A 26,063-nucleotide genomic window follows, 5' to 3' on the forward strand; every position below is an offset into this window, starting at 1 on the left:
CGCTGATCATCCGATCACTCGAAGGAGCACTCCCATGCTGCGTGTCGCCGTACCCAACAAGGGCGCCCTGGCGGAGTCGGCCGCCGGGATGCTGCGCGAGGCGGGCTACCGCCAGCGCACCGACCCGAAGGACCTGGTCTGCCGGGACGAGCCCAACGACATCGAGTTCTTCTACCTCCGCCCCAAGGACATCGCCACCTACGTCGGCTCGGGTGACCTCGACGTCGGCATCACCGGCCGGGACCTGCTGGTCGACTCCGGCGCGCCGGCCGAGGAGGTCGTCGACCTCAACTTCGGCCGGGCCACCTTCCGGTTCGCCGCCCGCCCCGACGACGTCGACTCGGTGCAGCAGCTCGGCGGGCGCCGGATCGCCACCGCGTACCCGGGACTGGTCGAGCGGCACCTGGCCGAGCTGGGCGTCAAGGCCGAGGTGATCCGGCTGGACGGCGCGGTGGAGAACGCCATCCGCCTCGGCGTCGCGGACGTGGTCGCCGACGTGGTGGAGACCGGCGCCACCCTGCGCCAGGCCGGCCTGGTGGTCTTCGGTGAGCCGCTGCTGCGCTCCTCGGCGGTGCTGGTCCGCCGGGTCGGCGCGGCCGGCTGCACCCAGCAGGAGCAGCTGCTGCGCCGGCTGCACGGCGTGCTGGTCGCCCGCCGCTACGTGATGCTCGCCTACGACGTGCCGGCCGGGCTGCTGGACCGGGCCAGCTCGCTCACCCCGGGCATCGAGTCACCGACCGTCTCCCCGCTGCACCGGGAGGGCTGGGTCGCCGTGCAGGCCATGGTCCTGCGCGACGACGTGCACCGGATCATGGACGAGCTCTACGAGCTGGGCGCCCGGGCCATCCTGGTCACCAACATCCACGCCTGCCGGCTGTGAGGCCGCTGCCGGTCCCGGCTGCCCTGACCGTCGTGGTCCTCGGCGGGGTGGCCTCGGCCGCGCAGGGAGTGGTCAACGCCGAGCTGGGGGAGCGGGCCGGCGACCCGATCGTCGGCGCGGTGGTCAACAACCTCGGCGGCTGTCTGATCGTCCTGCTCGGGCTGGTCGCCGTGCCGTCGATGCGCGCCGGGCTCGCCGGTTTGCGCCGCTCCGGCCTGCCCTGGTGGGCCTACCTCGGCGGGCTGGGCGGGGCGGCGATCGTGGTGATCGGCCCGTTCGTCGTGCCGGCGCTGGGGGTGGCGATCTTCACGATCGCCCAGGTGGCCGGGGGCAGCCTTGGCGGGCTGGCCGTCGACCGGGCCGGCCTGGCCGCCACGGGTCGGCTGCCGCTCACCGGGCCGCGGATCGCCGGGGCCCTGCTCGGGACCGTCGCGGTGACCCTGGCCCAGCTCGGCCGGCCGGTCGGCGACCTGGCGGTGGGTCTGGTGCTGCTCTCGGTCGTCGGCGGCCTGGCCGTGGCGCTGCAGTCCGCGCTCAACGGGCGGGTGGCCGCGGCCGTCGGCCCGGCCGCCGGGCTCGCGGTGAACTTCGCGGTCAGCACCTCGGCGATCGCCGTCGTGGCGGCGCTGGCCGGCGTGCTGGTCACCCGCCCCAGCTGGCCCGCCCAGTGGTGGCTCTACGTCGGCGGCCTGTTCGGCGTCGGCATCGTGCTCGCGCTGCTGGTCGGGGTCCGCGCCGCCGGGGTGCTGCGCACCGGTCTGGCGCTGGTCGCCGGGCAGCTCGCCGGGGCGCTGCTGCTGGACACGGTGCTGCCCGGGGGCGCCGGGGTCCGGCTCCCGGTGCTGGCCGGCGCGGCGCTCACCCTGCTCGCCGTACTGGTGGCCGGCGTACGCCGACCGGTGCCGATCCGTGTGGCGCCGGAAGCCACGCCGGCGCCGGGTGGCAAACTGGTCTCGTGAGCGAGAGCGATTCCGTGGTGACCGTGCGACCGCGCCGGATCCGGGTGGTCTGCTGGGTGTCGGCCGTCGCCCTGGTGGTGGTGTTCAGCGCGGTGGCGACCTCGCTGACCGGTTCCCTCGGCGACGGTTACGGCACGTTCCAGCGCGGCGACCAGCTCGCCATGGTCGGGCTGGGTCTCTTCGGCGCCCTCGGCATCCTGCTCTTCACCCGCCCCCGGGTGGTGGCCGACGCCCGGGGTGTCCGGGTCCGCAACGTGATCGGCTCGTACGAGCTGCCCTGGGAGGTGATCCGCGGGGTCCGGTTCGACCGGGGCGCCCCGTGGGCCAGCCTGGAGCTGCACGACGACGACCTGCTGCCGATGGTCGCGCTCCAGGCCGCCGACAAGGAGCACGCGGTGGACGCCGTGCGCGCCCTGCGCCGCCTCCACCAGGCCCACCTGGCCACCCGCGCCGCCGGCCACCCCACCTCCCACTGACCCCCCCTCCGGGGCCACCCGAGATCCACGCGACTTCGGGGACGATGCTGTCTCCCCGTGCCGGGAGGCAGCACTTCCGGGGAGGGTGCGCGGATCTTGAAATCTCCCGGGGCCGGGCGCGCGCGGGGGCGGTTTGGGGGTGGGTGGGGTGGGGGTGTAGTGTTGCTGAGTCGACCAGACTGCCCCCGTCGCTGACGTGTGGGCGGTCCTGAAGCGGAGCGCCTGCTCCCACCCGAGTCGCCCCCGTAGGTGGCCGGGTCCGGTCCCCGGTTCCGGGCATGTCCCGGCTCCGGATGCGCGATCATATGGTCGTGCCGACCGGTCGAGTGGGCCCTGGCGTGCGCCGGGGCCTTCTGCTTTCCGGGTCGGCTCCCGACCGGGAGCCCGCGGAGTCGGCACCGTAGGAGACTCGACTCGAGGAGGCCCCATCAGCGTCGAACCACGCGTGAACGAGCAGATCCGGGCACGTGAGGTCCGACTGGTCGGCCCTGAGGGTGAGCAGGTGGGCATCGTCCCGCTGGAGCGCGCCCTTCAGCTGGCCGCGGACGTCGACCTGGACCTGGTCGAGGTTGCGCCGATGGCGCGCCCGCCGGTGTGCAAGCTCATGGACTTCGGCAAGTTCAAGTACGAGAGCGCACTGAAGGCGCGCGAAGCGCGGCGTAACCAGCAGCAGACCGTCATCAAGGAGATGAAGCTCCGGCCGAAGATCGACCCGCACGACTACGAGACCAAGAAGGGTCACGTGGTGCGGTTCCTCAAGGCCGGCGACAAGGTCAAGGTGACGATCATGTTCCGCGGTCGCGAGCAGAGCCGCCCGGAGCTGGGTTACCGGCTCCTGCGTCGGCTCGAGTCCGAGATCTCGGAGCTGGGGTACGTCGAGGCCGCCCCGAAGCAGGACGGCCGAAACATGATCATGGTGCTTGCGCCGCACCGCGCCACGAAGGCCGCCGCGGTCGCCGCGACGGCCACCCGGGGCGGACCCCGGGAACGGGCCGCGGAAGGCGCCCCGGAGGCCGGCGAGACCGCAGCAGCCGGTGAGACCGGCACGACCGCAGACACCAGCGGCCAGTAACAGGGGAGAGACGTTCCACATGCCGAAGATGAAGAGCCACACGGGTACGGGCAAGCGGGTCAAGGTGACCGGCAAGGGCAAGATCGTTGCCCAGCAGGCCGGCCTCCGCCACAAGCTGGAGAAGAAGCCCTCCACCCACACCCGCCGGCTGACCGGCACCGTCGAGCTGGCCAAGGCCGACGTCAAGCGAATCAAGAAGCTGCTCGGCCGCTGACGCGCGCCACCTGAACCGAAGAAGGAGTTGAGATGGCACGCGTCAAGCGGGCTGTGAACGCCCAGAAGAAGCGTCGTACCCTGCTGGAGACCGCGAGCGGTTACCGCGGTCAGCGCTCCCGGCTGTACCGCAAGGCCAAGGAGCAGGTGCTGCACTCGATGCAGTACGCCTACCGGGACCGTCGCGACCGCAAGGGCGACTTCCGGCAGCTCTGGATCCAGCGGATCAACGCCGGCGCCCGGGCCAACGGCCTGACCTACAACCGGCTGATCCAGGGCCTGCGCCTGGCCGGCATCGAGGTCGACCGCAAGATCCTGGCCGACCTGGCCGTCAACGACGCCGCGGCGTTCGCCGCGATCGTCGAGCTGGCCCGCGCCGCCGTGGCGGCCGAGGGCACCGGTGGCGCCGCGGCCCAGGCCGCCTGATCCACCCGTACCAGCAGATCGAGGCGTCTCCCATGCAGTCACCATCGCGCGGGAGGCGCCTCGACGCTGTCTCCGGCCCGTTCAGCTCGCGTACCCCGAGGGTCGTCGCGGCCCGCCGGCTGCAGCGCCGCCGGGACCGCGACAACACCGGCCGGTTCCTGGCCGAGGGGCCGCAGGCCGTCCGCGAGGCCCTGGCGCGCGCCGGCACGGTGGTCGAGCTCTTCGGCACCCCGGCCGCCCTCGACCGGTACGCGGAGCTGGCCGCCGCGGCCGCCCGGACCGAGGTCCCGGTCTCCGAGGTCACCGACGAGGCCCTCGCCGCGCTCACCGAGACGGTCGCCCCGCAGGGCCTGGTCGCCGTCTGCCGGCACCTCGACGTGCCCCTGGAGGCGGCCCTCGCGCGCGGGCCGCGGCTGGTGGCGGTGCTCGCCGAGATCCGCGACCCGGGCAACGCCGGCACCGTGCTACGCACCGCCGACGCGGCCGGCGCGGGCGCGGTGATCTTCGCCGGCGACGCGGTCGACCCGTACAACGGCAAGTGCGTGCGGGCCTCCGCCGGCAGCCTCTTCCACGTCGACGTGGTCCGCGCCGCCGACCCCCTGGGGGTGGTCGACGCGCTGCGGACCGCCGGGCTCACCGTCCTCGCGACGACCGGGTACGGCGACAGCGACCTGGACGACCTGGCCGACGCCGGCCGGCTCGCCACCCCCACCGCCTGGCTCTTCGGCTCGGAGGCGCACGGCCTGCCCGAGGAGCTGACCGCGGCGGCCGACGCCCGGGTGCGGGTGCCGCTGCACGGGCGCGCCGAGAGCCTGAACCTGGCTGCGGCCGCGGCCGTCTGCCTGTACGCTTCAGCGAGAGCACTGCGCCGACCGACGGGTCGCGCGGGCGACAGAGCAGGGGAGTCAGCCGGATGATGAACGCGCCACGGCGTTCGTTTAGCCAGCCCGCCGGTGTCGGCGGGCGGCGGGCCTGACCCTTCCCCCTGCGTACCTCCCACCGGCGGGCTGCGGCGAAGCCGCGCGTCCGTAGACTCGCCTAGCCGCCCGTGAGGGCCGGCGCCGCCGTGAGGGAGTGCCCGTTCACCATGAGCTACCGCAACGATCCGTACGACCCGAAGCAGGTCGCCCTGCTCGACCCGGACGCCCTGGCCGGGGCCGTGGCCGACGCCGAGAAGGCGTTCGCCGCCGCCGCCGACCCGGACGCGCTGGCCGCGCTGCGCCCCGCGCACCTCGGCGACCGCGCCCCGGTCTCGCTCGCCCGCCGGGAGATCGGCGCGCTGCCGCCGGCCGCCAAGTCCGACGCCGGCAAGCGGGTCAATGAGGCCCGCCGCGCCATCGAGACCGCGTACGCCGCCCGGCAGGAGATCCTGGAGCAGGAGCGGGCCGAGCGGGTGCTGGTCGAGGAGCGGGTCGACGTGACCCTGCCGTACGGCCGTCGGCCGCGCGGTGCCCGCCACCCGCTGAGCACCCTGATGGAGCAGATCAGCGATCTGTTCATCGGGATGGGCTATGAGGTGGCCGAGGGGCCCGAGGTCGAGCTGGAGTGGACCAACTTCGACGCGCTGAACATCCCCGCCGACCACCCGGCGCGCGGCCTGATGGACACCTTCCACATCGCCCCGCCAGGGGGTGCGGAGGGGTCGGGCCTGGTCCTGCGCACCCACACCTCGCCGGTGCAGGCGCGCACCATGCTCACCCGCAAGCCGCCGATCTACGTCGTGGTGCCCGGCCGGGTCTACCGCACCGACGAGTTGGACGCCACCCACGCCCCGGTCTTCCACCAGGTCGAGGGCCTGGTGGTGGACAGGGGCATCACCATGGCGCACCTGCGCGGCACGCTCGACCACTTCGCCCGGGCCATGTTCGGCGAGGGCGCGAAGACCCGGTTCCGGCCGCACTACTTCCCGTTCACCGAGCCGTCGGCCGAGTTCGACGTCTGGTTCCCGGAGCACCGGAACGGTCCGCAGTGGGTCGAGTGGGGCGGCTGCGGCATGGTCAACCCGCGGGTGCTGCGCGCCTGCGGCATCGACCCGGAGGTCTACTCCGGATTCGCGTTCGGCATGGGCATCGACCGGACCGTGATGTTCCGCCACGGGGTCAGTGACATGCGGGACATGGCCGAGGGCGACGTGCGGTTCACCCGCGCGTTCGGCGTCTAGACGGTGCGGGCACGAGTTACGGAGACGGTGGTTTAACAGTCATGCGAGTTTCTGTCAGTTGGCTGCGGGAGTATGTCGACCTCCCCGCCGACCTGCCCGCCGGCGACCTGGAGCAGGCGCTGGTCGACCTCGGCATCGAGGTCGAGTCGATCGTGGACCTGCGGGAGACCGTCACCGGTCCGCTGGTGGTCGGTGAGGTCCTGGAGATCGAGGAACTGACCGGTTTCAAGAAGCCGATCCGGTTCTGCCGGGTGGACGTCGGGGCCGCCAACGGCACCGGCGAGCCGCAGGAGATCGTCTGCGGGGCGCGCAACTTCGCCCCGGGCGACCGGGTGGTGGTGATCCTCCCCGGCGGCGTGCTGCCCGGGAACTTCGCCATCGGCGCGCGTAAGACGTACGGGCGCAACTCCAACGGCATGATCTGCTCCGCCAAGGAGCTGGGCCTGGGCGACGACCACTCGGGCATCATCGTGCTGCCCGAGGACACTCCGGCCAAGCCCGGCGACGACGCCCGCCCGGTGGTCGGCCTCGACGACGTCGTGGTCGAGATGGAGATCACCCCGGACCGCGGCTACGCGCTCAGCGTGCGCGGCATCGCCCGGGAGCTGTCGCTCGCCCTCGGCGTGCCGTTCCGCGACCCGGCCGACACCCCGGCGCCCGGTGCCACCGCCGAGCCGGCGTACCCGGTGCAGGTGCGGGACACCGTCGGCTGCGACCGGTTCGCCGCCCGGATGGTGCGCGGCGTCGACCCGACCGCGCAGACCCCCGGCTGGATGGCCCGACGGCTCACCGTGGCTGGCATCCGCAGCATCTCGCTGCCGGTCGACATCACCAACTACCTGATGCTCGAACTCGGCCAGCCGATGCACGCCTTCGACGCCGATCGGATCAGCGGGTCGCTGGTGGTCCGCCGGGCCGAGCCGGGGGAGCGGCTGACCACCCTGGACGGCGTCACCCGCACCCTGGTCGCCGAGGACATGGTGATCTGCGACGACACCGGGCCGATCTCGCTCGCCGCGGTGATGGGCGGCGAGACCAGCGAGGTGGTCGCCTCCACCACCGACGTGCTGTTCGAGGCGGCGCACTGGGACCCGGCGATGGTGGGCCGCACCGCCCGCCGGCACAAGCTGTTCAGCGAGGCGGCCAAGCGTTGGGAACGGGGTGTCGACCCGGCCCTTCCGCTGGTCGCGCTGGAGAAGGCGGTACGGCTGCTCACCGAGCACGGCGGCGGCACGGTCGGCGACGAGATCCTCGACCTCGACCACGTCCGGCCGCGTACCCCGGTCGCCCTGCCGGCGGACCTGCCGTCGCGCCGGATCGGGGTGGTCTACCCGCCGGAGCGGGTGGTCGAGCTGCTGGAGCAGGTCGGCTGCACGGTCAGCCGGGGCGCCGACCGGCTCGGCGAGGACCCGGGTGAAGTCGGGGTCGCCGCCGCCGGTGGCGGGCACGTGCTCAGCGTGACCCCGCCGAGCTGGCGGCCCGACCTGACCGACCCGGCCGACCTGGTCGAGGAGGTGGTCCGCCTCGACGGGTACGACCGGGTGCCGTCGGAGCTGCCCACCGCGCCGGCCGGCCGCGGCCTCACCTGGCAGCAGGTGCGCCGCCGGGCGGTCGCCCGGTCGCTCGCCGAGCGCGGGTACGTCGAGGTCCTCGCCCACCCGTTCGTCTCCGGCGACCTCGCGGACCAGCTCGGCCTGCCCGCCGACGACCCGCGCCGGCCGGCGGTCCGGGTGGCCAACCCGCTGTCCGAGGAGGAGCCGCTGCTGCGCACCACGCTGCTCGGCCCGCTGCTCGGCATCCTCAAGCGCAACGTCGGCCGGGGCCAGCGCGACGTGGCGATCTACGAGATCGGGACGGTCTTCCACCCGCGTCCAGGCGCCGGCAGCCCGCCGGCGATGGGCGTGGACCGGCGCCCCACCGACGAGGAGTTCGCCGCCGCCGACGCGGTGGTGCCGGACCAGCCGCGGCACGTCGCCGTGGCGATCGCCGGCGAGATGGAGCCAGCCGGCTGGTGGGGTGCGGGCCGGGCGGCCGGTTGGGCGGACGCCGTCGAGGCCGGCCGTTTGGTGCTGGCCGCCGCCGGCATCCCCGCCGACCGGGTCACCGTCCGGGCCGCGCAGCACGCCCCCTGGCACCCCGGCCGCTGCGCCGAGCTGCGGGTGGACGACACCACGGTCGGCTACGCGGGCGAGCTGCACCCGGTGGTGGTGGCGACGCTGGAGCTGCCCCGCCGGACCAGTGTCATGGAGGTGGACCTGGACGCGCTGCCCGCCGCGCCGCTGGTGTCCGGGCCGGCCATCTCCACGTTCCCGCCCGCGCTGATCGACGTGGCGCTGGTGCTGGACGAGTCGGTCCCGGCCGCCGAGGTGGAGCGGGCGCTGGTCGAGGGGGCCGGCGAGCTGCTCGAGGGCGTCCGGCTCTTCGACGTGTACGCCTCGGAGCAGCTCGGCGTGGGCCGGAAGTCGCTGGCGTACAAGCTGACCTTCCGGGCGCCGGACCGGACGCTGACCGTCGAGGAGGCGGTGGCGGCGCGGGACGCGGCGGTCGCGCTCGCGGCGCAGCGGTTCGGCGCCACCCTCCGCGGCGCCTGAGAGGTAAGGGAAGGGCCCCTTCGCCGCGTCTCCGATAGCGGAGGGGTCCCCGTCCAACGGGGCAACGGCCCGTGCTGCGTGCTGCGGCACGGGCCGTTGTCGTGACGGCGATCACCTCCTCATGTCTATGCACTCGACTGCATGACCTTGCAGGGGCCGGCGGAGGCCGGTAGTCTTGGCTGCATAGTCATACGGAGGTGAGTATGGGCATCCGAGTTGCGGTCGCCGGGGCGAGTGGGTACGCCGGTGGCGAGCTGCTGCGCCTGCTCGCCCAGCACCCCGAGTTCGACCTCGTGGCCGCCACCGCCCACTCCTCGGCCGGCCAGCCCGTCACCGCCGTACACCCGCAGCTCGCCGGGCTGGACCTGGTGTTCGGGGCGACCGACCCGACCGCCCTGGCCGACGCGGACCTGGTCTTCCTGGCGCTGCCGCACGGCCAGTCGGCGGCCCTCGCCGCGACCCTCCCCACCACGGTCAAGGTGGTCGACCTCGGCGCCGACCACCGGCTGCGGGACGCGGACGCCTGGGCCCGCTACTACGGCGGCGACCACGCCGGCGCCTGGACCTACGGCCTGCCCGAGCTGCCCGGCCAGCGCGCCGCCGTCGCGGCCGCCACCCGGGTGGCCAGCACCGGCTGCTACGCGGTCGCCACCACCCTGGCGCTCGCCCCGCTGATCGCCGCCGGCGCAGTGTTCCCCACCGACGTGGTGGTGGTCGCCGCCTCCGGCACCTCCGGCGCCGGCCGGGCCGCCAAGGCCCACCTGCTCGGCAGCGAGGTCATGGGCGATCTGTCGCCCTACAAGGTCGGCGCGCACCAGCACGTGCCGGAGATCAAGCAGGCCACCGGGGCGACCAGCCTCTCCTTCACCCCGGTGCTCGCCCCCATGCCGCGCGGCATCCTCGCCACCGTCACCGCCGTGCCGACCGGTGACGCCGACCCGCGCGAGGTGCTCGCCGCCGCGTACGCGGACGCGCCCTTCGTGCACGTGCTGCCCGAGGGGGCGTGGCCGCACACCGCCGCCACGGTCGGCTCGAACTCCTGCCACCTCCAGGCCACCGTCGACGTCGACTCCGGCCGGGTGATCGTGGTCAGCGCCATCGATAACCTGGGCAAGGGCGCGGCCGGCCAGGCCGTGCAGAACGCCAACCTCATGTTCGACCTCCCCGAGACCATCGGCCTTCCTGTCTTTGGAGTAGCGCCGTGACCGTGACCACCCCCCGGGGCTTCCGGGCGGCCGGCGTGGCCGCCGGGCTCAAGGCCAGCGGCGCCGGCGACGTCGCCCTGGTCGTCAACGACGGCCCCGACGCCGGGATCGCCGGCGTCTTCACCGCCAACCGGGTCAAGGCCGCCCCGGTGCTCTGGACCCAGCAGGTCGTGCGCGGCGGCGTGGTCCGCGCCGTGGTGCTCAACTCCGGCGGCGCGAACGCCTGCACCGGCCCGGCCGGCTTCCAGGACACCCACGCCACCGCCGAGCACACCGCCGCGGTGCTCACCGGGAGCAGCGCCCGGCTGATGATCGGCGCCGGCGAGGTCGCGGTCTGCTCCACCGGCCTGATCGGCGAACGCCTCCCCATGGACAAACTGCTGCCCGGGGTGCGGGCCGCCGTCCGCGGCCTGTCCCGGGACGGTGGCCGGCCGGCCGCCGAGGCGATCATGACCACGGACACCCGGCCCAAGACCACTGTCGCCCAGGGCAGCGGCTGGACCGTCGGCGGGATGGCCAAGGGCGCCGGCATGCTCGCCCCGGCGATGGCCACCATGCTCTGCGTGCTGACCACCGACGCGGTGGCCGGGACGGAGACCCTGGACGCCGCGCTACGCGCCGCCACCCGGGTCACCTTCGACCGGGTCGACTCCGACGGCTGCATGTCCACCAACGACACGGTGCTGCTGCTGGCCAGCGGCGCGTCCGGGATCGAGCCCACCGAGGCGGAGCTGACCGCCGCGGTCACCGCCGCCTGCCACGACCTGGCCCAGCAGCTCATCGCCGACGCCGAGGGCGCCACCAAGCAGATCGCCATCGACGTGGCCGGCGCGGCGAACGAGGACGACGCGGTCGAGGTGGGCCGTTCGGTGGCCCGGAACAACCTGGTCAAGACCGCGCTGTTCGGCAACGACCCGAACTGGGGGCGGATCCTCGCCGCCGTCGGCACCACCGCCGCCGCGTTCGAGCCCGACGGCGTGGACGTCGCGGTCAACGGGGTCTGGGTGTGCCGGGGCGGGGCCGCCGCCGAGGACCGGTCCAAGGTGGATCTCACCGGCCGGGACGTGACCATCCGGATCGACCTGCACGCCGGCGACGAGGTGGCGACGATCTGGACCAACGACCTGTCGCACGCGTACGTGCACGAGAACTCGGCGTACTCGACATGAGCCTCACCGCCGACCTCACCCGGGCCCAGGCCAAGGCCGAGACGCTGATCGAGGCCCTGCCCTGGCTGGCCCGCTTCTCCGGCGCCACCGTCGTGGTCAAGTACGGCGGCAACGCCATGGTCGACCCCGAGCTGCAGCGGGCCTTCGCCGCCGACATGGTCTTCCTCCGGTACGCCGGCCTCAAGCCGGTCGTCGTGCACGGCGGCGGGCCGCAGATCTCCGCCATGCTGGGCCGGCTCGGCATCGCCAGCGAGTTCAAGGGCGGCCTGCGGGTCACCACCCCGGAGGCGATGGACGTCGTCCGGATGGTTCTCGTCGGCCAGGTCGGCCGGGATCTGGTCGGCCTGATCAACGCCCACGGCCCGTTCGCGGTCGGCCTCTCCGGCGAGGACGCCGGCCTGTTCACCGCGGTGCGCCGGCCGGCGTACGTGGACGGGGAGCCGGTCGACGTCGGGCAGGTCGGCGACGTGGAGTCGGTGGACGTCTCCGCGGTGGCCGACCTCATCGCGGCCGGCCGGATCCCGGTCATCTCGACCGTGGCGCCGGACGCCGACGGGGTGCTGCACAACCTCAACGCGGACACCGCCGCCGCGGCGCTCGCGGTCGCCCTGGAGGCGCGCAAGCTGGTCGTGCTCACCGACGTCGCCGGCCTCTACGCGGACTGGCCCGACACGTCCAGCCTGGTCAGCGAGATCACCACCGACGACCTGGCGAAGCTGCTGCCGTCCCTGGAATCGGGGATGGTCCCGAAGATGGAGGCCTGCCTGCGGGCGGTGCGCGGGGGAGTGCCCGCCGCGCACGTCGTCGACGGCCGGGTCGCCCACTCCACGCTGCTCGAGGTCTTCACCTCGGAAGGGTTCGGAACGATGGTGATCGCGTCATGAGCACGCTGGTGGAGCGCTGGGGCGCGGCCATGATGGACAACTACGGCACCCCGCCGCTCGCGCTCGTCGCCGGCGCCGGCGCCGTCGTGGTCGACGAGGCCGGCCGGGAGTACGTCGACCTGCTCGGCGGTATCGCGGTCAACGCCCTCGGCCACGCCCACCCGGCCGTGGTGGCCGCCGTCGCCAAGCAGGTCGCCACCCTCGGGCACGTCTCCAACCTGTTCGTCGCCGAACCGCCGGTGGCCCTCGCCGAGCTGCTGCTGGCGCTGGCCGGCCGGCCCGGCCGGGTCTTCTTCGCCAACTCCGGTGCCGAGGCCAACGAGGCGGCCTTCAAGCTCTCCCGGCTCACCGGGCGCACCCACGTCGTCGCCACCCGGGGCGGCTTCCACGGCCGGACCATGGGCGCGTTGGCGCTCACCGGCCAGCCGGCCAAGGCCGACCCGTTCCGCCCGCTGCCCGGCGACGTCACCCACGTCGGGTACGGCGACGCCGCCGCCCTGGCGGAGGCGGTCACCGACGCCACCGCCATGGTGATCCTCGAACCGATCCAGGGGGAGAACGGCATCGTCGTCCCGCCGCCCGGCTACCTCGCCGAGGCCCGACGGATCACCGCCGCGCACGGCGCCCTGCTGGTGCTCGACGAGGTGCAGACCGGTGTCGGCCGGACCGGCCACTGGTTCGCCCACCAGGCCGAGGGCGTCGAGCCGGACGTCGTCACCCTGGCCAAGGGGCTCGGCGGCGGCCTGCCCATCGGCGCCTGCCTGGCCTTCGGGCGGGCGGCCGAGCTGCTCGCCCCCGGCTCGCACGGCACCACCTTCGGCGGCAACCCGGTCAGCTGCGCCGCCGCCCTCGCGGTGGTCGCCACCATCGCCAACGAGGGGCTGCTCGACCACGTCAAGCGGATCGGGGAGCGGCTGCGGCGCGGGATCGAGGCGCTCGGCCACCCGCTGGTCGCCGAGGTACGCGGTGCCGGCCTGCTGCTCGGCGTCGTGCTCGACCAGCCGGTCTCCGGCACGGTGGCGACCGCGCTGCGCGGGGCGGGCTTCCTGGTCAACCCGGTGCAGCCCGGCGTGGTCCGGCTCGCCCCGCCGCTGATCCTCAGCGCCGAGCAGGTCGACGCCTTCCTGGCCGCCCTCCCCGCAGCCCTCGACGCCGCGCTGCCCGCCGCGGCAGCGACGAGCCCGACCACGACGGAGGCCCCCGCATGATCCGGCACTTCCTGCGCGACGACGACCTGTCGGCCGCCGAGCAGTCCGCCGTGCTCGACCTCGCCGCCCGGATGAAGGCCGACCGGTTCGCCCAGAAGCCCCTGGCCGGGCCGAAGTCGGTGGCGGTGCTCTTCGACAAGCAGAGCCTGCGCACCCGCATCTCGTTCGACGCCGGCATCGCCGAACTGGGTGGCCACCCGCTCGTGGTGGACACCCAGGTCACCCACTTCGGGCGGGGCGAGAGCCTGGCCGACGCCGGCCGGGTGCTCTCCCGCTACGTCGCGGCGATCGTGCTGCGCACCCACGGCGACGATCGGATCGCCGAGGTCGCCTCGCACGCCACCGTGCCGGTGGTCAACGCGCTCACCGACACGTACCACCCGTGCCAGCTGCTGGCGGACCTGCTGACCGTGCGGGAGCGGTTCGGCGCCACCGCCGGGCGCACCCTGGCGTACGTGGGCGACGCGGGGAACAACATGGCGCACTCGTACCTGCTGGCTGGGGCGACCGCCGGGATGCACGTGCGGATCGCCGGGCCGGTCGGCTTCCAGCCCGACCCGGAGATCGTCGCCCGGGCCGAGAAGATCGCCGCCGGCACCGGTGGCTCGGTCCGGGTGCTCACCGACCCGGTCGAGGCGGCCCGCGCGGCCGACGTGGTCGCCACCGACACCTGGACCTCGATGGGCCAGGAGTCCGACGGCCTCGACCGGATCACCCCGTTCCTGCCGTACCAGGTCAACGACGCGCTGCTCGGCCACGCCGCCGCCGACGTGATCGTCCTGCACTGCCTGCCCGCCCACCGGGGCGAGGAGATCACCGACGAGGTGCTCGACGGGCCGCACAGCGCCGTCTTCGACCAGGCGGAGAATCGGCTGCACGCCCAGAAGGCGCTGTTGACGTTTCTCCTGGAGGCATCCACCTCATGACCGCCCCGCTGACCCGCGCCGCACGGCACGCCCGCATCGTCGAGCTGATCCGCGACCAGTCCATCCACTCGCAGACCGAGCTGGCCGACCTGCTCGCCGGTGACGGCATCCAGGTCACCCAGGCCACCCTCTCCCGCGACCTCAAGGAGCTCGGGGCGGTCACCGCGCGCGGCGGCGACGGGCGGGGCGTCTACCTGATCCCCGAAGACGGCCACCGGCCGCTGCGCGAGGCCGAGGCCGCCCCGGCCCGGCTCGTGCGGCTGCTGCGCGAGCTGCTCAACGGGGTCGACTCCAGCGGCAACATCGCCGTGCTGCGCACCCCGCCGGGCGCAGCCCACTACCTGGCCAGCGCGTTGGACCGGGCGGGCCTGTCCGAGATCGTCGGCACCATCGCCGGCGACGACACCATCCTCGTCGTGGCCCGCGAGGCCGACGGCGGCGCCGCGTTGGGCGACAAGCTCGCCGCGTGGGCCCGCCGGGAAGAGAACGTTGAAGGGAGCACCACACCATGACCGAGCGGGTCGTCCTGGCGTACTCCGGAGGTCTCGACACCTCCGTCGCAATTCCGTACCTGGCCGAGCAGACCGGCGCCGAGGTGATCGCGGTCGCGGTCGACCTCGGCCAGGGCGGCGAGGACGTGAACGTCATCCGGCAGCGCGCGCTGGACTGCGGCGCCGTCGAGTCCGAGGTGGTCGACGCACGCGACGAGTTCGCCGCCGAGTACTGCCTGCCGGCCATCCGGGCCAACGCCCTCTACATGGACCGCTATCCGCTGGTCTCCGCGCTGTCCCGGCCGCTGATCGTCAAGCACCTGGTGACCGCCGCCAAGAAGTACGGCGGCACCATCGTGTCGCACGGCTGCACCGGCAAGGGCAACGACCAGGTCCGGTTCGAGGTCGGCCTGGGCGCCCTCGCGCCCGATCTGAAGATCATCGCGCCGGCCCGGGACTTCGCCTGGACCCGGGACAAGGCGATCGCCTTCGCCGAGGAGAAGGGTCTGCCGATCGACGTCTCGGCCAAGTCGCCGTACTCGATCGATCAGAACCTGTGGGGCCGCGCCGTCGAGACCGGCTTCCTCGAGGACATCTGGAACGGACCGATCGAGGACCTCTACTCCTACACCGCCGACCCGGCCCAGGAGCGGGACGCCGACGAGGTGGTCATCACCTTCGACGCCGGCGTACCGGTCGCCGTCGACGGCGAGACGGTCACTCCGTACCAGGCGATCCTGGAGCTGAACCGGCGGGCCGGCGCCCAGGGCGTGGGCCGGCTCGACATGGTCGAGGACCGGCTCGTCGGCATCAAGAGCCGCGAGGTGTACGAGGCGCCCGGCGCGATCGCGCTGATCACCGCCCACCAGGAGCTGGAGGCGGTCACCATCGAGCGGGACCTGGCCCGGTTCAAGCGCGGTGTCGACCAGCGCTGGGGCGAGCTGGTCTACGACGGCCTCTGGTTCTCGCCGCTGAAGAACTCCCTGGACGCGTTCATCGACGACGCCCAGCGGCACGTCTCCGGCGAGGTGCGGCTCACCCTGCACGGCGGCCGGGCCGTGGTCACCGGCCGGCGCTCGGAGGCCAGCCTCTACGACTTCGGCATGGCCACCTACGACACCGGCGACACCTTCGACCAGTCCCTCGCCAAGGGCTTCGTGCAGCTGTGGGGCCTGCCCAGCAAGATGGCCGCCGCGCGGGACTCCCGGTTGGGTGGCGCCTGATCGTGAACAGCACAATGGGTGGGGTGGACGACAAGAACCTGACCGAGAACAGCGCCGCCGCCAACCGGACGAGCCTCTGGGGAGGGAGGTTCGCCGGCGGCCCCTCCGAGGCCCTGGCCCGGCTGTCGGTGAGCGTCCAGTTCGACTGGCGCCTCGCCCCGTACGACATCGCCGGCTCCCGCGCGCACGCCCGGGTGCTGGCCGGCGCCGGCCTGCTCGACCCCGAGGAACTGGGGAAGATGCTGGCCGCGCTGGACGACCTGGAGGCCGCCTGCGCCTCCGGGGCGTTCCGCCCCACGGTCGACGACGAGGATGTGCACACCGCGCTGGAGCGCGGCATGCTGGAGCGGCTCGGCAGCCTCGGCGGCAAGCTGCGCGCCGGCCGGTCCCGCAATGACCAGGTCGCCACCGACCTGCGGCTCTACCTGCGCGACCACGCCCGTGGGGTGGCCGCCCGGCTGGTCGAGCTGGCCGAGGCCCTGGTCGAGCAGGCCGGGCGGCACGTCGACACCGCCGCTCCCGGCATGACCCACCTCCAGCACGCCCAGCCGGTCACCTTCGGGCACTGGCTGCTCGCCCACGTGCACCCGCTGCTGCGCGACCTGGAGCGGCTGCGCGACTGGGACCACCGGACGGCGATCAGCCCGCTCGGCGCGGGCGCGCTCGCCGGCTCCGGCCTGCCGCTGGACCCGGTGGTGGTGGCCAAGGAGCTGGGCTTCCGGACGTCCTTCGCCAACTCGATGGACGCGGTCGCCGACCGGGACTTCGTCGCCGAGTTCCTCTTCGTGACCGCGATGATCGGCGTGCACCTGTCCCGCCTCGGCGAGGAGGTGGTGCTCTGGACCTCGCAGCAGTTCGGCTGGGTGGAGCTGGACGATTCCTTCGCCACCGGGTCGTCGATCATGCCCCAGAAGAAGAACGCGGACATCGCCGAGCTGGCCCGGGGCAAGTCCGGCCGGCTCGTCGGCGGGCTGATGAGTGTGCTCACCATGCTCAAGGGCCTGCCGATGACGTACGACCGGGACATGCAGGAGGACAAGGAGCCGGCCTTCGACGCGGTCGACACCCTGGAGCTGCTCCTGCCGGCCCTTGCCGGGATGATCTCCACGATGACGGTACGCGCCGACCGACTGGTAGCCGACGCGCCGGCCGGTTTCTCGCTCGCCACCGAGGTGGCGGACTGGCTGGTCCTCCGGGGCGTGCCGTTCCGCGAGGCGCACGAGATCACCGGCAAACTGGTGGCGCTCTGCGCGGCCCGGGAGTGCGCCCTCGACGAGGTCTCCGACGACGACCTCGCCGCGATCAGCCCGCACCTGGACCCGTCGGTGCGGGACGTGCTCTCGGTGCGGTCCGCCCTGGCCGCCCGGATCACCCCCGGCTCCACCGGCCCCGGGCCGGTCGCCGACCAGCTCGCCGCCGCCGCGGACAAGCTGACCGGCTGGCGGGACTGGGCCGCCGAGCAGGTCGTGCCCCGCTGAGTCGCTGATGCACGCCGGCGCCCGCCGGTGGCCGTTCGACCGGCCACCGGCGGGCGTCCGCTCAACCGGCCGGGACGAGCGGACCGGCCGCGTCGGCCCGTTCGGGAACGGTTCGTCGGGCACGGCCCCACGCCCGCTCGCCGAGCAGGGCGAGGGCGGCCGGCAACAGCACGCCGCGGACCACCGTCGCGTCGACCACGACGGCGACGGCCATGCCCAGGCCGAGCATCTTGTACTCGATCAGGTGTCGGCGCGACGAGCCATCCCCTCGCCGATGCGCGCGAAAGGGGCGTCCGGAGGAGAGCGTCAGGCCGTCGGCCGCTCGCGCCGGGGCAGCTTCGCCACCACCGCGTCATACGACCCGTCGACCGCGTCCAGCAGTTCGTCGTCGGGGATGCCGTCGTCCAGCCGCAGCGTGTTCCAGCCGGACCGGCCGATGTAGGGGGACGGGCGCGCGTCGGCGGGGAAGCGGTGCAGCCACTCGTCGGCCACCTCCCGGGATGGGCCGCACTTCACCCCCACCCGGGCCTCGCCGTCGGGCGAGCCGAGGAACGCGAAGATCCGGCTGCCCACCTTGACCACCTCGTCGCCCTCCCAGGGCCGGTCCAGCCAGGCCCCGGGCTTCGCCAGGCAGTACGCCAGCATCTCCTCGCGGGTCATCGCATCCTCCCGTGCCGGTCGTCCGGACAGTTTCGCTCCCCGGTCCGACAGCCCGCGCCGGCGCGGGCGTAGCCGGATCAGTCGCCGGTGCCGGTGCGCACGGTCAGCCGCTCGTAGCGCTGCCGGGCCGCCTGCGCGCTGCCCAGCCCCAGCCCGAAGGCGATCGCCTGCCAGGTCATGCCCCGGCCACGGGCCGTCTGCAACAGGCCGGCCTCCAGCGTGTCCACCTCCGAGCGGACGTGCGGGATCAGGGTCAGCGCGGCCATCAGGTCGGCGTGGTCGACCGCTTCCTCGCCCGGCTCCATCTCCGCCCCGCCCGCGAGGGCCATCACCAGGGTCGCCGCCTCGTACGCGTCCGGGACGTCGGGGTGGGCGTAGCGCCGGCGCCGGGCGTTGGTGCCCGCGTGCCGTTCCGCGATCCGCATGAGCGCCGCGTAGTTGCGGTGCGCGCGGGCCTGGGCAGCATCCGGAGTGGTGAACGGGTCGTTGTTCAGCGTGACCATGTCGTCCATCAGACCTCTTTGAACAGTCCCTTGTCAACATTCCGTTGAGAACTCGTCGTACGCCGCGGCCCCGGTTCGGACGAGGGCGTCAGCCCGGGACGGGGCGCCCAGCCCGAGGTGCTCGCTACCGCCGCTCCCCGACGGAGCGTCGCCGCGCCGTGCTCGGCACGGCGACCGGCAGCCCGAGCCGGTCACTGACCGGCCACCACCTCAGTGGGCCGGCGCCGCCGTCCTGCGGCGGGGCACATGCCGGCGGTACGTGCTCACCGTGGGATCGTCGGTGATCCAGAAGCGCCAGGGCACGTCGTGCGCGGCGGCCACGCCGACCCGCGGGCCGGCGGAGACGGCCGACGGGACGACCAGCCGGGACGGCGGCGTCAGCAGCAGGGGACCGGTGCCGTCGACCATGGACGTGCCGTTCGCCGCCGCGGTGATCCCCAGCGCGACCACCAGCCGGGCCGGCCCCCGCGCCAGGTCGCGGTCGGGCACCTCCCCGCGCCGTGCGCGGGCCAGATCCAGCCCCTCGACGACCTCACCCGCGCGCAGCAGCACCGCGGCCGCCTCTCCGTCCCGCCCGCAGACGATGTTCAGGCACCAGTGCATCCCGAACACGAAGTAGGTGTAGGCGTGCCCGGCCGGCCCGAACATGACCTTCGTCCGGGGGGTCGGCCCCCGGTGCGCGTGCGAGGCCGGATCCTCGCCCGTCCCGGCGTACGCCTCGACCTCGGTCAGCCGGACCCGGACGCCGCCGGCCGAGATCTCCCAGCCCAGCAGCGTGCGCGCCGTCTCGGGCACCTCGGCGGCGGGGGCCTGCAACCACGAGTAGTCCACCGGTCCAGGAAACGTCGGAGCGGGGGGATCGGCAAACCGACTCCGGTGCCGGGGGCGGACGGATCGGACGGCAGTGCCCGTCCGGATCCCCGATCGCGGGGGCCGCGCGCCGCGCCGGGATCCGCTAGGGTCGGCGGCTGCGGCGACGAGGAAGGCGGACGCGGTGACGGCGTACGACGTGGGCTACGTGTTCGGCCGGGTCGTGTGCCCGCTCCTCGTGCTGGCCGTGATCACCACGGTGATCGTGCTGGTGGTGAGTCGGCGGCGGAAACGCCCGTCGGCGCCCCCGCAGGCCGGGCAGCCGTCGTATCCCGGCCAGCCCTACCCCATGCAGCCGCACCCGGGCCAGCCGTACCCCGGCCAGCCGCACCCGCACGGTTGGCAGCCACCGGGTCCGGGGTACCCGCCGTCGACCGGCCAGGGGTACCCGCCGCAGCCGCCGTCCGGCTCGCAGCCGCCGTACGGAGGCCAGTAGACGTAGCGGGGGCGGCCGGGCCACCGCTCAGGGCAGCTCGTACTCGAGCAGGTAGCGGTGGGCGCCGTCCGCATCCCGGATGATCTGCCCGTCGCCGCGCAGCCCTCGCAGCTCGTCGGTGCCCGAGTCGGGCACGACCGTCCAGGAAAGCGTCGACCCCTCCTCGGCGTGCGCGGTGGCGTCGTGGTGCAGCACGAAGCTGCCCTTGCGGCCGCCCAGCGCGCCGGTGAACCGCTCGAACCCCGCGTACGCGGCGCTGGTCTCGACCTGCGCCTGGCACATCAGGATCCGGGTGGTGCTGGTGCCGGCGAGGCCGCCGGTGAAGGTCTTGGTGATCCGGGCCTCGGCCAGCACGGCCCCGTCGGCCTCGTCGTAGGCTTCCTGCTGCCAGCTGTCGAGGGTGAAGCCGCCCTCCGCGCGTCCGGTCATGCCCGTGATCCTGTCCCGGGGAGGCTGACATCTCCTGTCAGGTAACCTGCCGCGGGCAGTGAGCTGGGCCACCCGGGGCCGAGGCCCAGACGGAATAGTTGACTCGTCAAATATGTTGTGCGGTGCGATCCCGGGCCGCGGCGGTCCGGACGTCACGCGAGGAGCTGGTCATGCAGTTCGGAGTCTTCACCGTCGGCGACGTCACGGTCGACCCGACCAACGGGCGGCTGCCGTCCGAGCATGAGCGGATCAAGGCCATGGTGGCCATCGCGCTCAAGGCCGAGGAGGTCGGGCTCGACGTCTTCGCGACCGGCGAGCACCACAACCCGCCGTTCGTGCCGTCGTCGCCCACCACCATGCTCGGCCACATCGCGGCCCGCACGGAGCGGCTCCTGCTGTCCACCTCGACCACGTTGATCACCACCAACGACCCGGTGAAGATCGCCGAGGACTACGCGATGCTCCAGCACCTGGCCGACGGCCGGGTGGACCTGATGATGGGCCGCGGCAACACCGGCCCGGTCTACCCGTGGTTCGGGCAGGACATCCGCAACGGCATTCCCCTCGCCATCGAGAACTACGACCTGCTGCGCCGGCTGTGGCGGGAGGACGTGGTCGACTGGAAGGGCCGGTTCCGTACGCCGCTGCAGTCGTTCACCTCGACGCCGCGCCCGCTCGACGGCGTCCCGCCGTTCGTCTGGCACGGCTCGATCCGCAGCCCCGAGATCGCCGAGCAGGCCGCGTACTACGGTGACGGCTTCTTCGCCAACCACATCTTCTGGCCCAAGGAGCACACCCAGCGGATGATCGGCCTCTACCGGCAGCGCTTCGCGCACTACGGCCACGGCTCCGCCGACCAGGCCATCGTCGGCCTCGGCGGGCAGGTGTTCATGCGGAGGAACTCCCAGGACGCGGTCCGCGAGTTCCGGCCGTACTTCGACAACGCCCCGGTCTACGGGCACGGCCCGTCGCTGGAGGAGTTCAGCCGGGAGACGCCGCTGACCGTGGGCAGCCCGCAGCAGGTCATCGACCGGACGCTCGGCTTCCGCGAGTACGTCGGCGACTACCAGCGCCAGCTCTTCCTGATCGACCATGCCGGCCTGCCGCTGAAGACCGTCCTGGAGCAGCTCGACCTGCTCGGCGAGGAGGTCGTCCCGGTGCTGCGCAAGGAGTTCGACTCGCTGCGCCCGGCGCACGTGCCCGAGGCGCCGACCCACGCCTCGCTGCGGGCCGCCGTCGGGGGCGCCAAGGGCAGCACCGTCCAAGCCGTCGACGACGTGACCGGCAAGGCGCCCGAGGAGGCCCGATGACCCGCCGTACCCTGGCCGTCGTCTCGGCCGGCCTCGGCCAGCCGTCCTCGACCCGACTGCTCGCCGACCAGCTCGCCGCGGCCGCCGGCGACGAGCTGGTCCGGCGCGGCGCCGAGGTGGAGATCCGCCCGGTGGAGCTGCGCGAGCACGCCCACGACGTGGTGAACCACCTGCTCACCGGCTTTCCGCCGGCCGCCCTTCGGGACGCGCTGGACACCGTCGCCGGGGCGGACGGCCTGATCGCCGTCTCGCCGATCTTCAACGCCTCGTACAACGGGCTGTTCAAGTCGTTCTTCGACGTGGTCGACCGGGACGCCCTGGGCGGCAAGCCGGTGCTGATCGGGGCGACCGGCGGCACCGCCCGGCACTCGCTCGCCCTGGAGCACGCGGTCCGCCCGATGTTCGCGTACCTGCGGGCGGTGGTCGTGCCGACGGCGGTCTTCGCCGCCCCGGAGGACTGGTCGGGCGACGGCGCCGAGGGGGCGCTGCGGGCCCGCATCCGGCGGGCCGGCGTCGAGCTGGCCGAGCAGGTGGACCGCCGCCCGGCGGCGACCGGTCCGGCCGACCCGTTCGCCCTCACCACCAGTTTCGAGGAGCTGCTCGCGGGCCGCGACCCGGCCTGACCCGCCGGCGGTCAGTCGGCCGGCTCGTACGGGTGGGCCACCAGCACGGGACAGTGGGCGTGCTGCACCAGGGCCTGGCTGACCGAGCCGAGCAGCAGCCCGACGAAGCCGCCCCGGCCACGCGACCCGACCACCACCAGGGCCGCCTCCCCGCTCGCCTCGATCAGCGCCTGCTCCGGCGAGGCGGCCCGGACCGGCCGCTCCACCACGGTCAGCACCGGGTGGTCCGACCGGATCCGGGCGGCCGCCCGGGCCAGCAGCTCCGCCGACTCCGCCTGCCCGGCGGCCGCCGCCTCGGCCGCCTCCTCCGGCACCGCGCCGCCCCGCTCCGCCGGGCGGACGTGCACCAGCACGAGATCGGTGTCCCGGCGTACCGCCTCGTCGGCGGCGAGCCGGACGGCGAGCGCCGCCGACTCGGAACCGTCCACGCCGACCAGCACCGGCCCGTCCACCGGGATCGGCTGCTCGGCGGGGCGCACCACCAGCACCGGGCAGTGCCCGTGCTGGGCCACCTGCCCGCTGACCGAGCCGAGCAACAGCCCGGTGAAGCCGCCCACCCCCCGGCTGCCCACCACCACCAGGTCGGCCCGGCGGGACTCCTCGACCAGCGTGGCGCCGGGACCGCCGGCCAGCTGGCGGACCTGCACCGCCAGGGTGGGATGGCGGTCGGTCAGCTCGGCCGCCAACTGGTCGAGCATCTGCTGCGCCGCCTCGGTGGGGGCCGGCACCCCGAGGTCGTACGGGTTGAGCGGCACGCCGTAGCCGAGCGGGTGCAGGTAGCCGTGCACCAGGTGCAGCGGCCGGGACCGCTGGACGGCGGCCCGCGCGGCGTGCTCGGCGGCGGTCAGGCTGGACGACGATCCGTCGACCCCCGCCACGACAGGTCGGTTCATCGGCATCCCTTCCGGTCGGCTCAGGCCATTGTCGACGGCGACGCGCCCGCCGGCCCGCATTTGCCGCCGACAATCCCGCGACCGGTCCGTGACCAGGCCGCCCTGCGGCGTCTCGCGGTGTCGGCGGAGCGGGCTGCCGCGGGGCGTGGACGTCCGCCGCGGGCGGCGTGGACGGCCAGGTCGAGGCCGGCCACCTCGGGCAGCCGACGGAGCCGCGTACCCCGGGTCGGCGGCGGCGGACAGCGGTGCCGGACGCCGTTCCGCGCCGGCCGCCGGGGAGACGGCCGGCGCGGCGCTGTTCCGGTCAGGCGGCGGCGCGGCCCTTGCGGTGCCGGACGATCGCCAGCGGGCTGCGGCAGTGGTGCAGCACCGCGTGGCTGACCGAGCCGAGCAGCAGCCCGCCGAGGCTGCCCCGGCCGTGCGCGCCGACCACGGTCAGCTGCGCGTCGGTCGACTCCTCGACCAGCGCGCGGGCCGGGTTGGCCGCGATCAACTTCTGCCGTACCGGGACGTCCGGGTAGCGCTCGGCCCAGCCGGCGACCGCCTCGGCGAGCACCCGCTCCTCCTCGGCGCGCAGCTCCTCGGGGTCGTACACCAGCGGCATGATGTCGCCGTAGGACTCGCGGTACGCCGCGGGCGGCGGGTAGAGCCAGGCGTGCACGGCGACCAGGTCGGTGCCGCGCTGCGCCGCCTCGGCGAAGGCGAAGCCGATCGCCTCGCCGGAGAGCGCGGAGCCGTCCACCCCGACCACGACCGGGCCGTCGGCGCGCGGCTCCTCCCGGACCACCAGCACCGGGCAGTCGGCACGGGCCGACACCTGCACCGCCGCCGAGCCGACCAGCAGCTCGGCGAAGCCGCCCAGGCCCCGGTGGCCGAGCACGAGCAGCGCGGCGTCCCGGCTCTCCCGCAGCAGCACCGCGACCGGGCCGCCGTCGACCACTTCGCCGGTGACCTGGAGCTCGGCATCAATCTTGCGCGCCTCGTCGACCGCCTCGGCGATCAGCTTGCCCGCCTCCTGCCGCACCTCGTCGTCCGGCAGCACGGCGGCGACCGGACCCAGCGGGGTGCCGAGCAGCGGCCACAGGAACGCGTTCACCACCCGTAGCGGCCGGTGCCGGGCCCCCGCCTCCCGCGCGGCCACCCGGACCGCGTCCAGTGCCGAGGGGGAACCGTCCACGCCCACCACGATCGGGGCGCCAGCTCTGTCGGTCATCGCGTCCTCCTTCGTCCACCTCCAGCCTTCTCCCGCCGTCGCCGGCCGGGCAGAGGCCCTGTGCCCGCGCGGCCCGGGACCATCGGCCCTGACGATCCGGGTCGTACGGGAGTGGGATGGGGTCGGGACGATCGACAAGGAGGTCGAAAATGTCCACTGTCACCAAGTTCCGGGGCGGCACCCTGGCGCCGTTCGACTGGACGAACCTGTCCTGGCTGCCGATGCTGGCGCCGACCATCCGGGTCGAGGACTACCTCGACGGCGAACGGTACGTCGTCCGCGCCGAACTCCCGGGCATCGACCCGGCGAAGGACGTGCGGATCACGCGTACCGGCGAGAACCTGCGGCTGGACGTGGTCCGCCGGGAGAGCCACACGGACAAGGTCCACTCCGAGTTCCACTACGGCTCCTTCTCCCGGCTCATCCCGCTGCCCGCCGGCGTCAAGGAGGAGACCATCGCGGCCCGTTACGCGAACGGCATCCTCGAGATCACCGCGACCGTCGGTGCGACAGAGCCGGCCGCGCGGGAGATCCCGATCACCGTGGAGCACGGCGCCAAGAAGTGACCCCCGCCAACGAGGGACCCGGTCCGACGCCGGGTCCCTCACCCGATAGTGGAGGCGTGATGACCCCGTTGGAGATGCTTCGCGAACACCCCTTCCTCGCCGGGCTGCCGCAGGAGTGGTTGCCCCGGCTGACCGGCTACGCCCGCCCGGTGGTCTGGCACCCCGGGCACCGGCTGTTCCGCGCCGGCCAGCCCGCCGAGCGGTTCTGGCTGGTCCGCGGCGGCGAGGTGGCGCTGGACTTCCCGGTGCCCGGCCGCGGCGACGTGGGGATCGAGACCATCGGCCCGGGCGGGGTGCTCGGCTGGTCCTGGCTCTTCCCGCCGTACCGCTGGCAGTTCGGCGCGGTCGCCGTGCGGCGCAGCACCGCCGTCGAGTTCAGCGCCGCCGGGGTACGCCGGCTGATGGAGTCCGACGACGCGCTGGGCCGTCAGCTCACCGCCCGCTTCATGTCCGTGGTGGTGGACCGGCTCCAGGCCTCCCGGGTACGCCTGCTCGACCTGTACGGCTATCCGACGTCCGTGGCGGGCTGAGCCGCCCGACCGCCACGGCGCGGGCCGCCGTCACCGCGCGCCGAACTGTCCCTCCGCGGCCGCCGTCGGGTCGATGCGCCGCCGGACCACCAGCTCCGCCACCTCCAGCCGGCCGATGCGCAGCTCCCGGATCACCGCCCGGCGGATGGCCAGCCGGCCGATCGCCAGCGCGCCCACCGCCACCGCGCCGAGCGCGGCCGCGCCGAGTGCCAGGGGCGCGGCCGCCGTGGGGCCGAGCGCCCGTGGTCCGGCGGCGGTGGGGCCCACCACCCGTGGTCGGGCTGCCCGCGCCCGGTGCGTGGCGGCGGCCAGGGTGCGGACGTGGGACGCCGGGCCGTGGCGGTCGTGGGCACAACGCCGGGAGCTGGTCATGCCCCCGATTCTCGGGGGCGTTCCGGCCGTCGGGGACGCCCTGGGCGGGTCGTCCCCCGCCCGGGTGATCCCGCAGTCGGCGCGCCCGCACCGCGGCCGCCCGGGTCGGCGCCCGGCGAGCCCCTCGGCGTCGACTCGCCCGCTCCGGCCCGGGGATCGGCCCGCTCCGGCCCGGACCGGCGGCACGGACCGGCGGCCCGGACCCGGGGGGGGGGGGGGGGGGGGGGGGGGGGGGGGGGGGGGGGGGGGGGGGGGGGGGGGGGGGGGGGGGGGGGGGGGGGGGGGGGGGGGGGGGG

General features: G+C 74.3%; 30 protein-coding genes. 22 read left to right on the forward strand and 8 right to left on the reverse strand.

Annotated elements, in window-relative coordinates:
• The first annotated feature begins 34 nt into the window (after positions 1-34).
• The 17 genes from hisG to argH all read left to right on the forward strand — a co-directional run bounded on the left by hisG (position 35) and on the right by argH (position 17,362).
• Positions 35-880, forward strand: a complete 846-nt coding sequence (gene hisG / locus ACZ6S5_RS16155; protein ID WP_466001014.1) for an ATP phosphoribosyltransferase — start codon at positions 35-37, stop codon at positions 878-880.
• Positions 877-1,839: a DMT family transporter gene (locus ACZ6S5_RS16160; RefSeq protein ID WP_466001016.1), complete on the forward strand. Its 963-nt coding sequence runs from the start codon at positions 877-879 to the stop codon at positions 1,837-1,839. Before hisG ends, ACZ6S5_RS16160 begins: the two co-directional genes overlap by 4 nt.
• Positions 1,836-2,315: a PH domain-containing protein gene (locus tag ACZ6S5_RS16165; protein WP_466001018.1), complete on the forward strand. Its 480-nt coding sequence runs from the start codon at positions 1,836-1,838 to the stop codon at positions 2,313-2,315. The genes ACZ6S5_RS16160 and ACZ6S5_RS16165 overlap by 4 nt, the downstream gene beginning before the upstream one ends.
• Positions 2,316-2,760: 445 nt before the next feature.
• Positions 2,761-3,387, forward strand: a complete 627-nt coding sequence (gene infC, locus ACZ6S5_RS16170) for a translation initiation factor IF-3 (RefSeq protein WP_416298253.1) — start codon at positions 2,761-2,763, stop codon at positions 3,385-3,387.
• A 19-nt stretch (positions 3,388-3,406) separates the two neighbouring features.
• Positions 3,407-3,601 (forward strand): 50S ribosomal protein L35, encoded by a 195-nt coding sequence (gene rpmI / locus ACZ6S5_RS16175; RefSeq protein ID WP_091341674.1) that lies wholly within the window; start codon positions 3,407-3,409, stop codon positions 3,599-3,601.
• A gap of 32 nt (positions 3,602-3,633) precedes the next feature.
• Positions 3,634-4,026 carry a 50S ribosomal protein L20 gene (rplT, locus tag ACZ6S5_RS16180; protein WP_046564689.1) on the forward strand — a complete coding sequence of 131 codons (393 nt, stop codon included), beginning with the start codon at positions 3,634-3,636 and terminating at the stop codon, positions 4,024-4,026.
• Positions 4,027-4,058: 32 nt separating this feature from the next.
• Positions 4,059-4,943: a TrmH family RNA methyltransferase gene (locus ACZ6S5_RS16185; RefSeq protein WP_466001020.1), complete on the forward strand. Its 885-nt coding sequence runs from the start codon at positions 4,059-4,061 to the stop codon at positions 4,941-4,943.
• A gap of 170 nt (positions 4,944-5,113) precedes the next feature.
• Positions 5,114-6,187, forward strand: a complete 1,074-nt coding sequence (gene pheS, locus ACZ6S5_RS16190) for a phenylalanine--tRNA ligase subunit alpha (RefSeq protein WP_466001022.1) — start codon at positions 5,114-5,116, stop codon at positions 6,185-6,187.
• Between the two features lie 41 nt (positions 6,188-6,228).
• A complete protein-coding gene (gene pheT, locus ACZ6S5_RS16195; RefSeq protein WP_466001024.1) occupies positions 6,229-8,778 on the forward strand; it encodes a phenylalanine--tRNA ligase subunit beta in 2,550 nt (849 codons plus the stop codon).
• 203 nt (positions 8,779-8,981) lie between these two features.
• Complete coding sequence (gene argC / locus ACZ6S5_RS16200) at positions 8,982-9,983, forward strand: N-acetyl-gamma-glutamyl-phosphate reductase (RefSeq protein WP_466001026.1); 1,002 nt, start codon at positions 8,982-8,984, stop codon at positions 9,981-9,983.
• Positions 9,980-11,152, forward strand: coding sequence for a bifunctional glutamate N-acetyltransferase/amino-acid acetyltransferase ArgJ (gene argJ / locus ACZ6S5_RS16205; RefSeq protein ID WP_466001028.1), 1,173 nt, complete (start codon positions 9,980-9,982; stop codon positions 11,150-11,152). The genes argC and argJ overlap by 4 nt, the downstream gene beginning before the upstream one ends.
• A complete protein-coding gene (gene argB / locus ACZ6S5_RS16210; protein WP_466001030.1) occupies positions 11,149-12,036 on the forward strand; it encodes an acetylglutamate kinase in 888 nt (295 codons plus the stop codon). The genes argJ and argB overlap by 4 nt, the downstream gene beginning before the upstream one ends.
• Positions 12,033-13,244 (forward strand): acetylornithine transaminase, encoded by a 1,212-nt coding sequence (locus ACZ6S5_RS16215; protein ID WP_466001032.1) that lies wholly within the window; start codon positions 12,033-12,035, stop codon positions 13,242-13,244. The genes argB and ACZ6S5_RS16215 overlap by 4 nt, the downstream gene beginning before the upstream one ends.
• Positions 13,241-14,170: an ornithine carbamoyltransferase gene (gene argF, locus ACZ6S5_RS16220; RefSeq protein ID WP_466001034.1), complete on the forward strand. Its 930-nt coding sequence runs from the start codon at positions 13,241-13,243 to the stop codon at positions 14,168-14,170. The genes ACZ6S5_RS16215 and argF overlap by 4 nt, the downstream gene beginning before the upstream one ends.
• Entirely contained in the window at positions 14,167-14,682 is a 516-nt protein-coding gene (locus tag ACZ6S5_RS16225) for an arginine repressor (RefSeq protein WP_466001036.1), read from the forward strand. Before argF ends, ACZ6S5_RS16225 begins: the two co-directional genes overlap by 4 nt.
• Positions 14,679-15,884 carry an argininosuccinate synthase gene (locus ACZ6S5_RS16230; RefSeq protein WP_466001038.1) on the forward strand — a complete coding sequence of 402 codons (1,206 nt, stop codon included), beginning with the start codon at positions 14,679-14,681 and terminating at the stop codon, positions 15,882-15,884. Before ACZ6S5_RS16225 ends, ACZ6S5_RS16230 begins: the two co-directional genes overlap by 4 nt.
• Positions 15,885-15,898: 14 nt before the next feature.
• Complete coding sequence (argH, locus tag ACZ6S5_RS16235) at positions 15,899-17,362, forward strand: argininosuccinate lyase (RefSeq protein ID WP_466001076.1); 1,464 nt, start codon at positions 15,899-15,901, stop codon at positions 17,360-17,362.
• 61 nt (positions 17,363-17,423) lie between these two features.
• Here the strand turns inward: argH and ACZ6S5_RS16240 are convergent, their stop codons facing one another.
• From ACZ6S5_RS16240 to ACZ6S5_RS16255, 4 genes are all read right to left on the reverse strand, one after another.
• Positions 17,424-17,591, reverse strand: coding sequence for a hypothetical protein (locus tag ACZ6S5_RS16240; RefSeq protein ID WP_466001040.1), 168 nt, complete (start codon positions 17,589-17,591; stop codon positions 17,424-17,426).
• A 77-nt stretch (positions 17,592-17,668) separates the two neighbouring features.
• Positions 17,669-18,022 (reverse strand): MmcQ/YjbR family DNA-binding protein, encoded by a 354-nt coding sequence (locus ACZ6S5_RS16245; protein ID WP_466001042.1) that lies wholly within the window; start codon positions 18,020-18,022, stop codon positions 17,669-17,671.
• A gap of 77 nt (positions 18,023-18,099) precedes the next feature.
• Entirely contained in the window at positions 18,100-18,534 is a 435-nt protein-coding gene (locus ACZ6S5_RS16250) for a DNA-binding protein (RefSeq protein ID WP_466001044.1), read from the reverse strand.
• Positions 18,535-18,735: 201 nt separating this feature from the next.
• The gene (locus ACZ6S5_RS16255) at positions 18,736-19,356 is read right to left on the reverse strand and encodes a DNA-3-methyladenine glycosylase (protein ID WP_466001046.1); all 621 of its coding nucleotides are present in this window, start codon (positions 19,354-19,356) and stop codon (positions 18,736-18,738) included.
• A 163-nt stretch (positions 19,357-19,519) separates the two neighbouring features.
• On the opposite strand from ACZ6S5_RS16255, the gene ACZ6S5_RS16260 reads away from it, so the two are divergent.
• Positions 19,520-19,831, forward strand: a complete 312-nt coding sequence (locus ACZ6S5_RS16260) for a hypothetical protein (protein ID WP_466001048.1) — start codon at positions 19,520-19,522, stop codon at positions 19,829-19,831.
• Between the two features lie 27 nt (positions 19,832-19,858).
• Here ACZ6S5_RS16260 and ACZ6S5_RS16265 read toward each other — a convergent pair whose 3' ends face one another.
• Entirely contained in the window at positions 19,859-20,260 is a 402-nt protein-coding gene (locus ACZ6S5_RS16265; protein WP_466001050.1) for a DUF3224 domain-containing protein, read from the reverse strand.
• A gap of 170 nt (positions 20,261-20,430) precedes the next feature.
• On the opposite strand from ACZ6S5_RS16265, the gene ACZ6S5_RS16270 reads away from it, so the two are divergent.
• Positions 20,431-21,570 carry an LLM class flavin-dependent oxidoreductase gene (locus tag ACZ6S5_RS16270; protein ID WP_466001052.1) on the forward strand — a complete coding sequence of 380 codons (1,140 nt, stop codon included), beginning with the start codon at positions 20,431-20,433 and terminating at the stop codon, positions 21,568-21,570.
• Positions 21,567-22,193, forward strand: coding sequence for an FMN reductase (locus ACZ6S5_RS16275; RefSeq protein ID WP_466001054.1), 627 nt, complete (start codon positions 21,567-21,569; stop codon positions 22,191-22,193). Before ACZ6S5_RS16270 ends, ACZ6S5_RS16275 begins: the two co-directional genes overlap by 4 nt.
• Positions 22,194-22,204: 11 nt before the next feature.
• Here ACZ6S5_RS16275 and ACZ6S5_RS16280 read toward each other — a convergent pair whose 3' ends face one another.
• Together ACZ6S5_RS16280 and ACZ6S5_RS16285 are read right to left on the reverse strand one after the other, a co-directional pair.
• The gene (locus tag ACZ6S5_RS16280) at positions 22,205-23,092 is read right to left on the reverse strand and encodes a universal stress protein (protein ID WP_466001056.1); all 888 of its coding nucleotides are present in this window, start codon (positions 23,090-23,092) and stop codon (positions 22,205-22,207) included.
• A gap of 298 nt (positions 23,093-23,390) precedes the next feature.
• Positions 23,391-24,299: a universal stress protein gene (locus tag ACZ6S5_RS16285; protein WP_466001057.1), complete on the reverse strand. Its 909-nt coding sequence runs from the start codon at positions 24,297-24,299 to the stop codon at positions 23,391-23,393.
• Positions 24,300-24,448: 149 nt separating this feature from the next.
• Here ACZ6S5_RS16285 and ACZ6S5_RS16290 point away from each other — a divergent pair, with 149 nt between their 5' ends.
• Together ACZ6S5_RS16290 and ACZ6S5_RS16295 are read left to right on the forward strand one after the other, a co-directional pair.
• Positions 24,449-24,865 (forward strand): Hsp20/alpha crystallin family protein, encoded by a 417-nt coding sequence (locus ACZ6S5_RS16290; protein ID WP_466001059.1) that lies wholly within the window; start codon positions 24,449-24,451, stop codon positions 24,863-24,865.
• 59 nt (positions 24,866-24,924) lie between these two features.
• The gene (locus tag ACZ6S5_RS16295) at positions 24,925-25,395 is read left to right on the forward strand and encodes a cyclic nucleotide-binding domain-containing protein (RefSeq protein WP_466001061.1); all 471 of its coding nucleotides are present in this window, start codon (positions 24,925-24,927) and stop codon (positions 25,393-25,395) included.
• Positions 25,396-25,425: 30 nt separating this feature from the next.
• Here the strand turns inward: ACZ6S5_RS16295 and ACZ6S5_RS16300 are convergent, their stop codons facing one another.
• A complete protein-coding gene (locus tag ACZ6S5_RS16300; protein ID WP_466001063.1) occupies positions 25,426-25,767 on the reverse strand; it encodes a hypothetical protein in 342 nt (113 codons plus the stop codon).
• Between the last annotated feature and the right edge of the window lie 296 nt (positions 25,768-26,063).

The organism is Micromonospora sp. NPDC051924 (assembly GCF_055586005.1).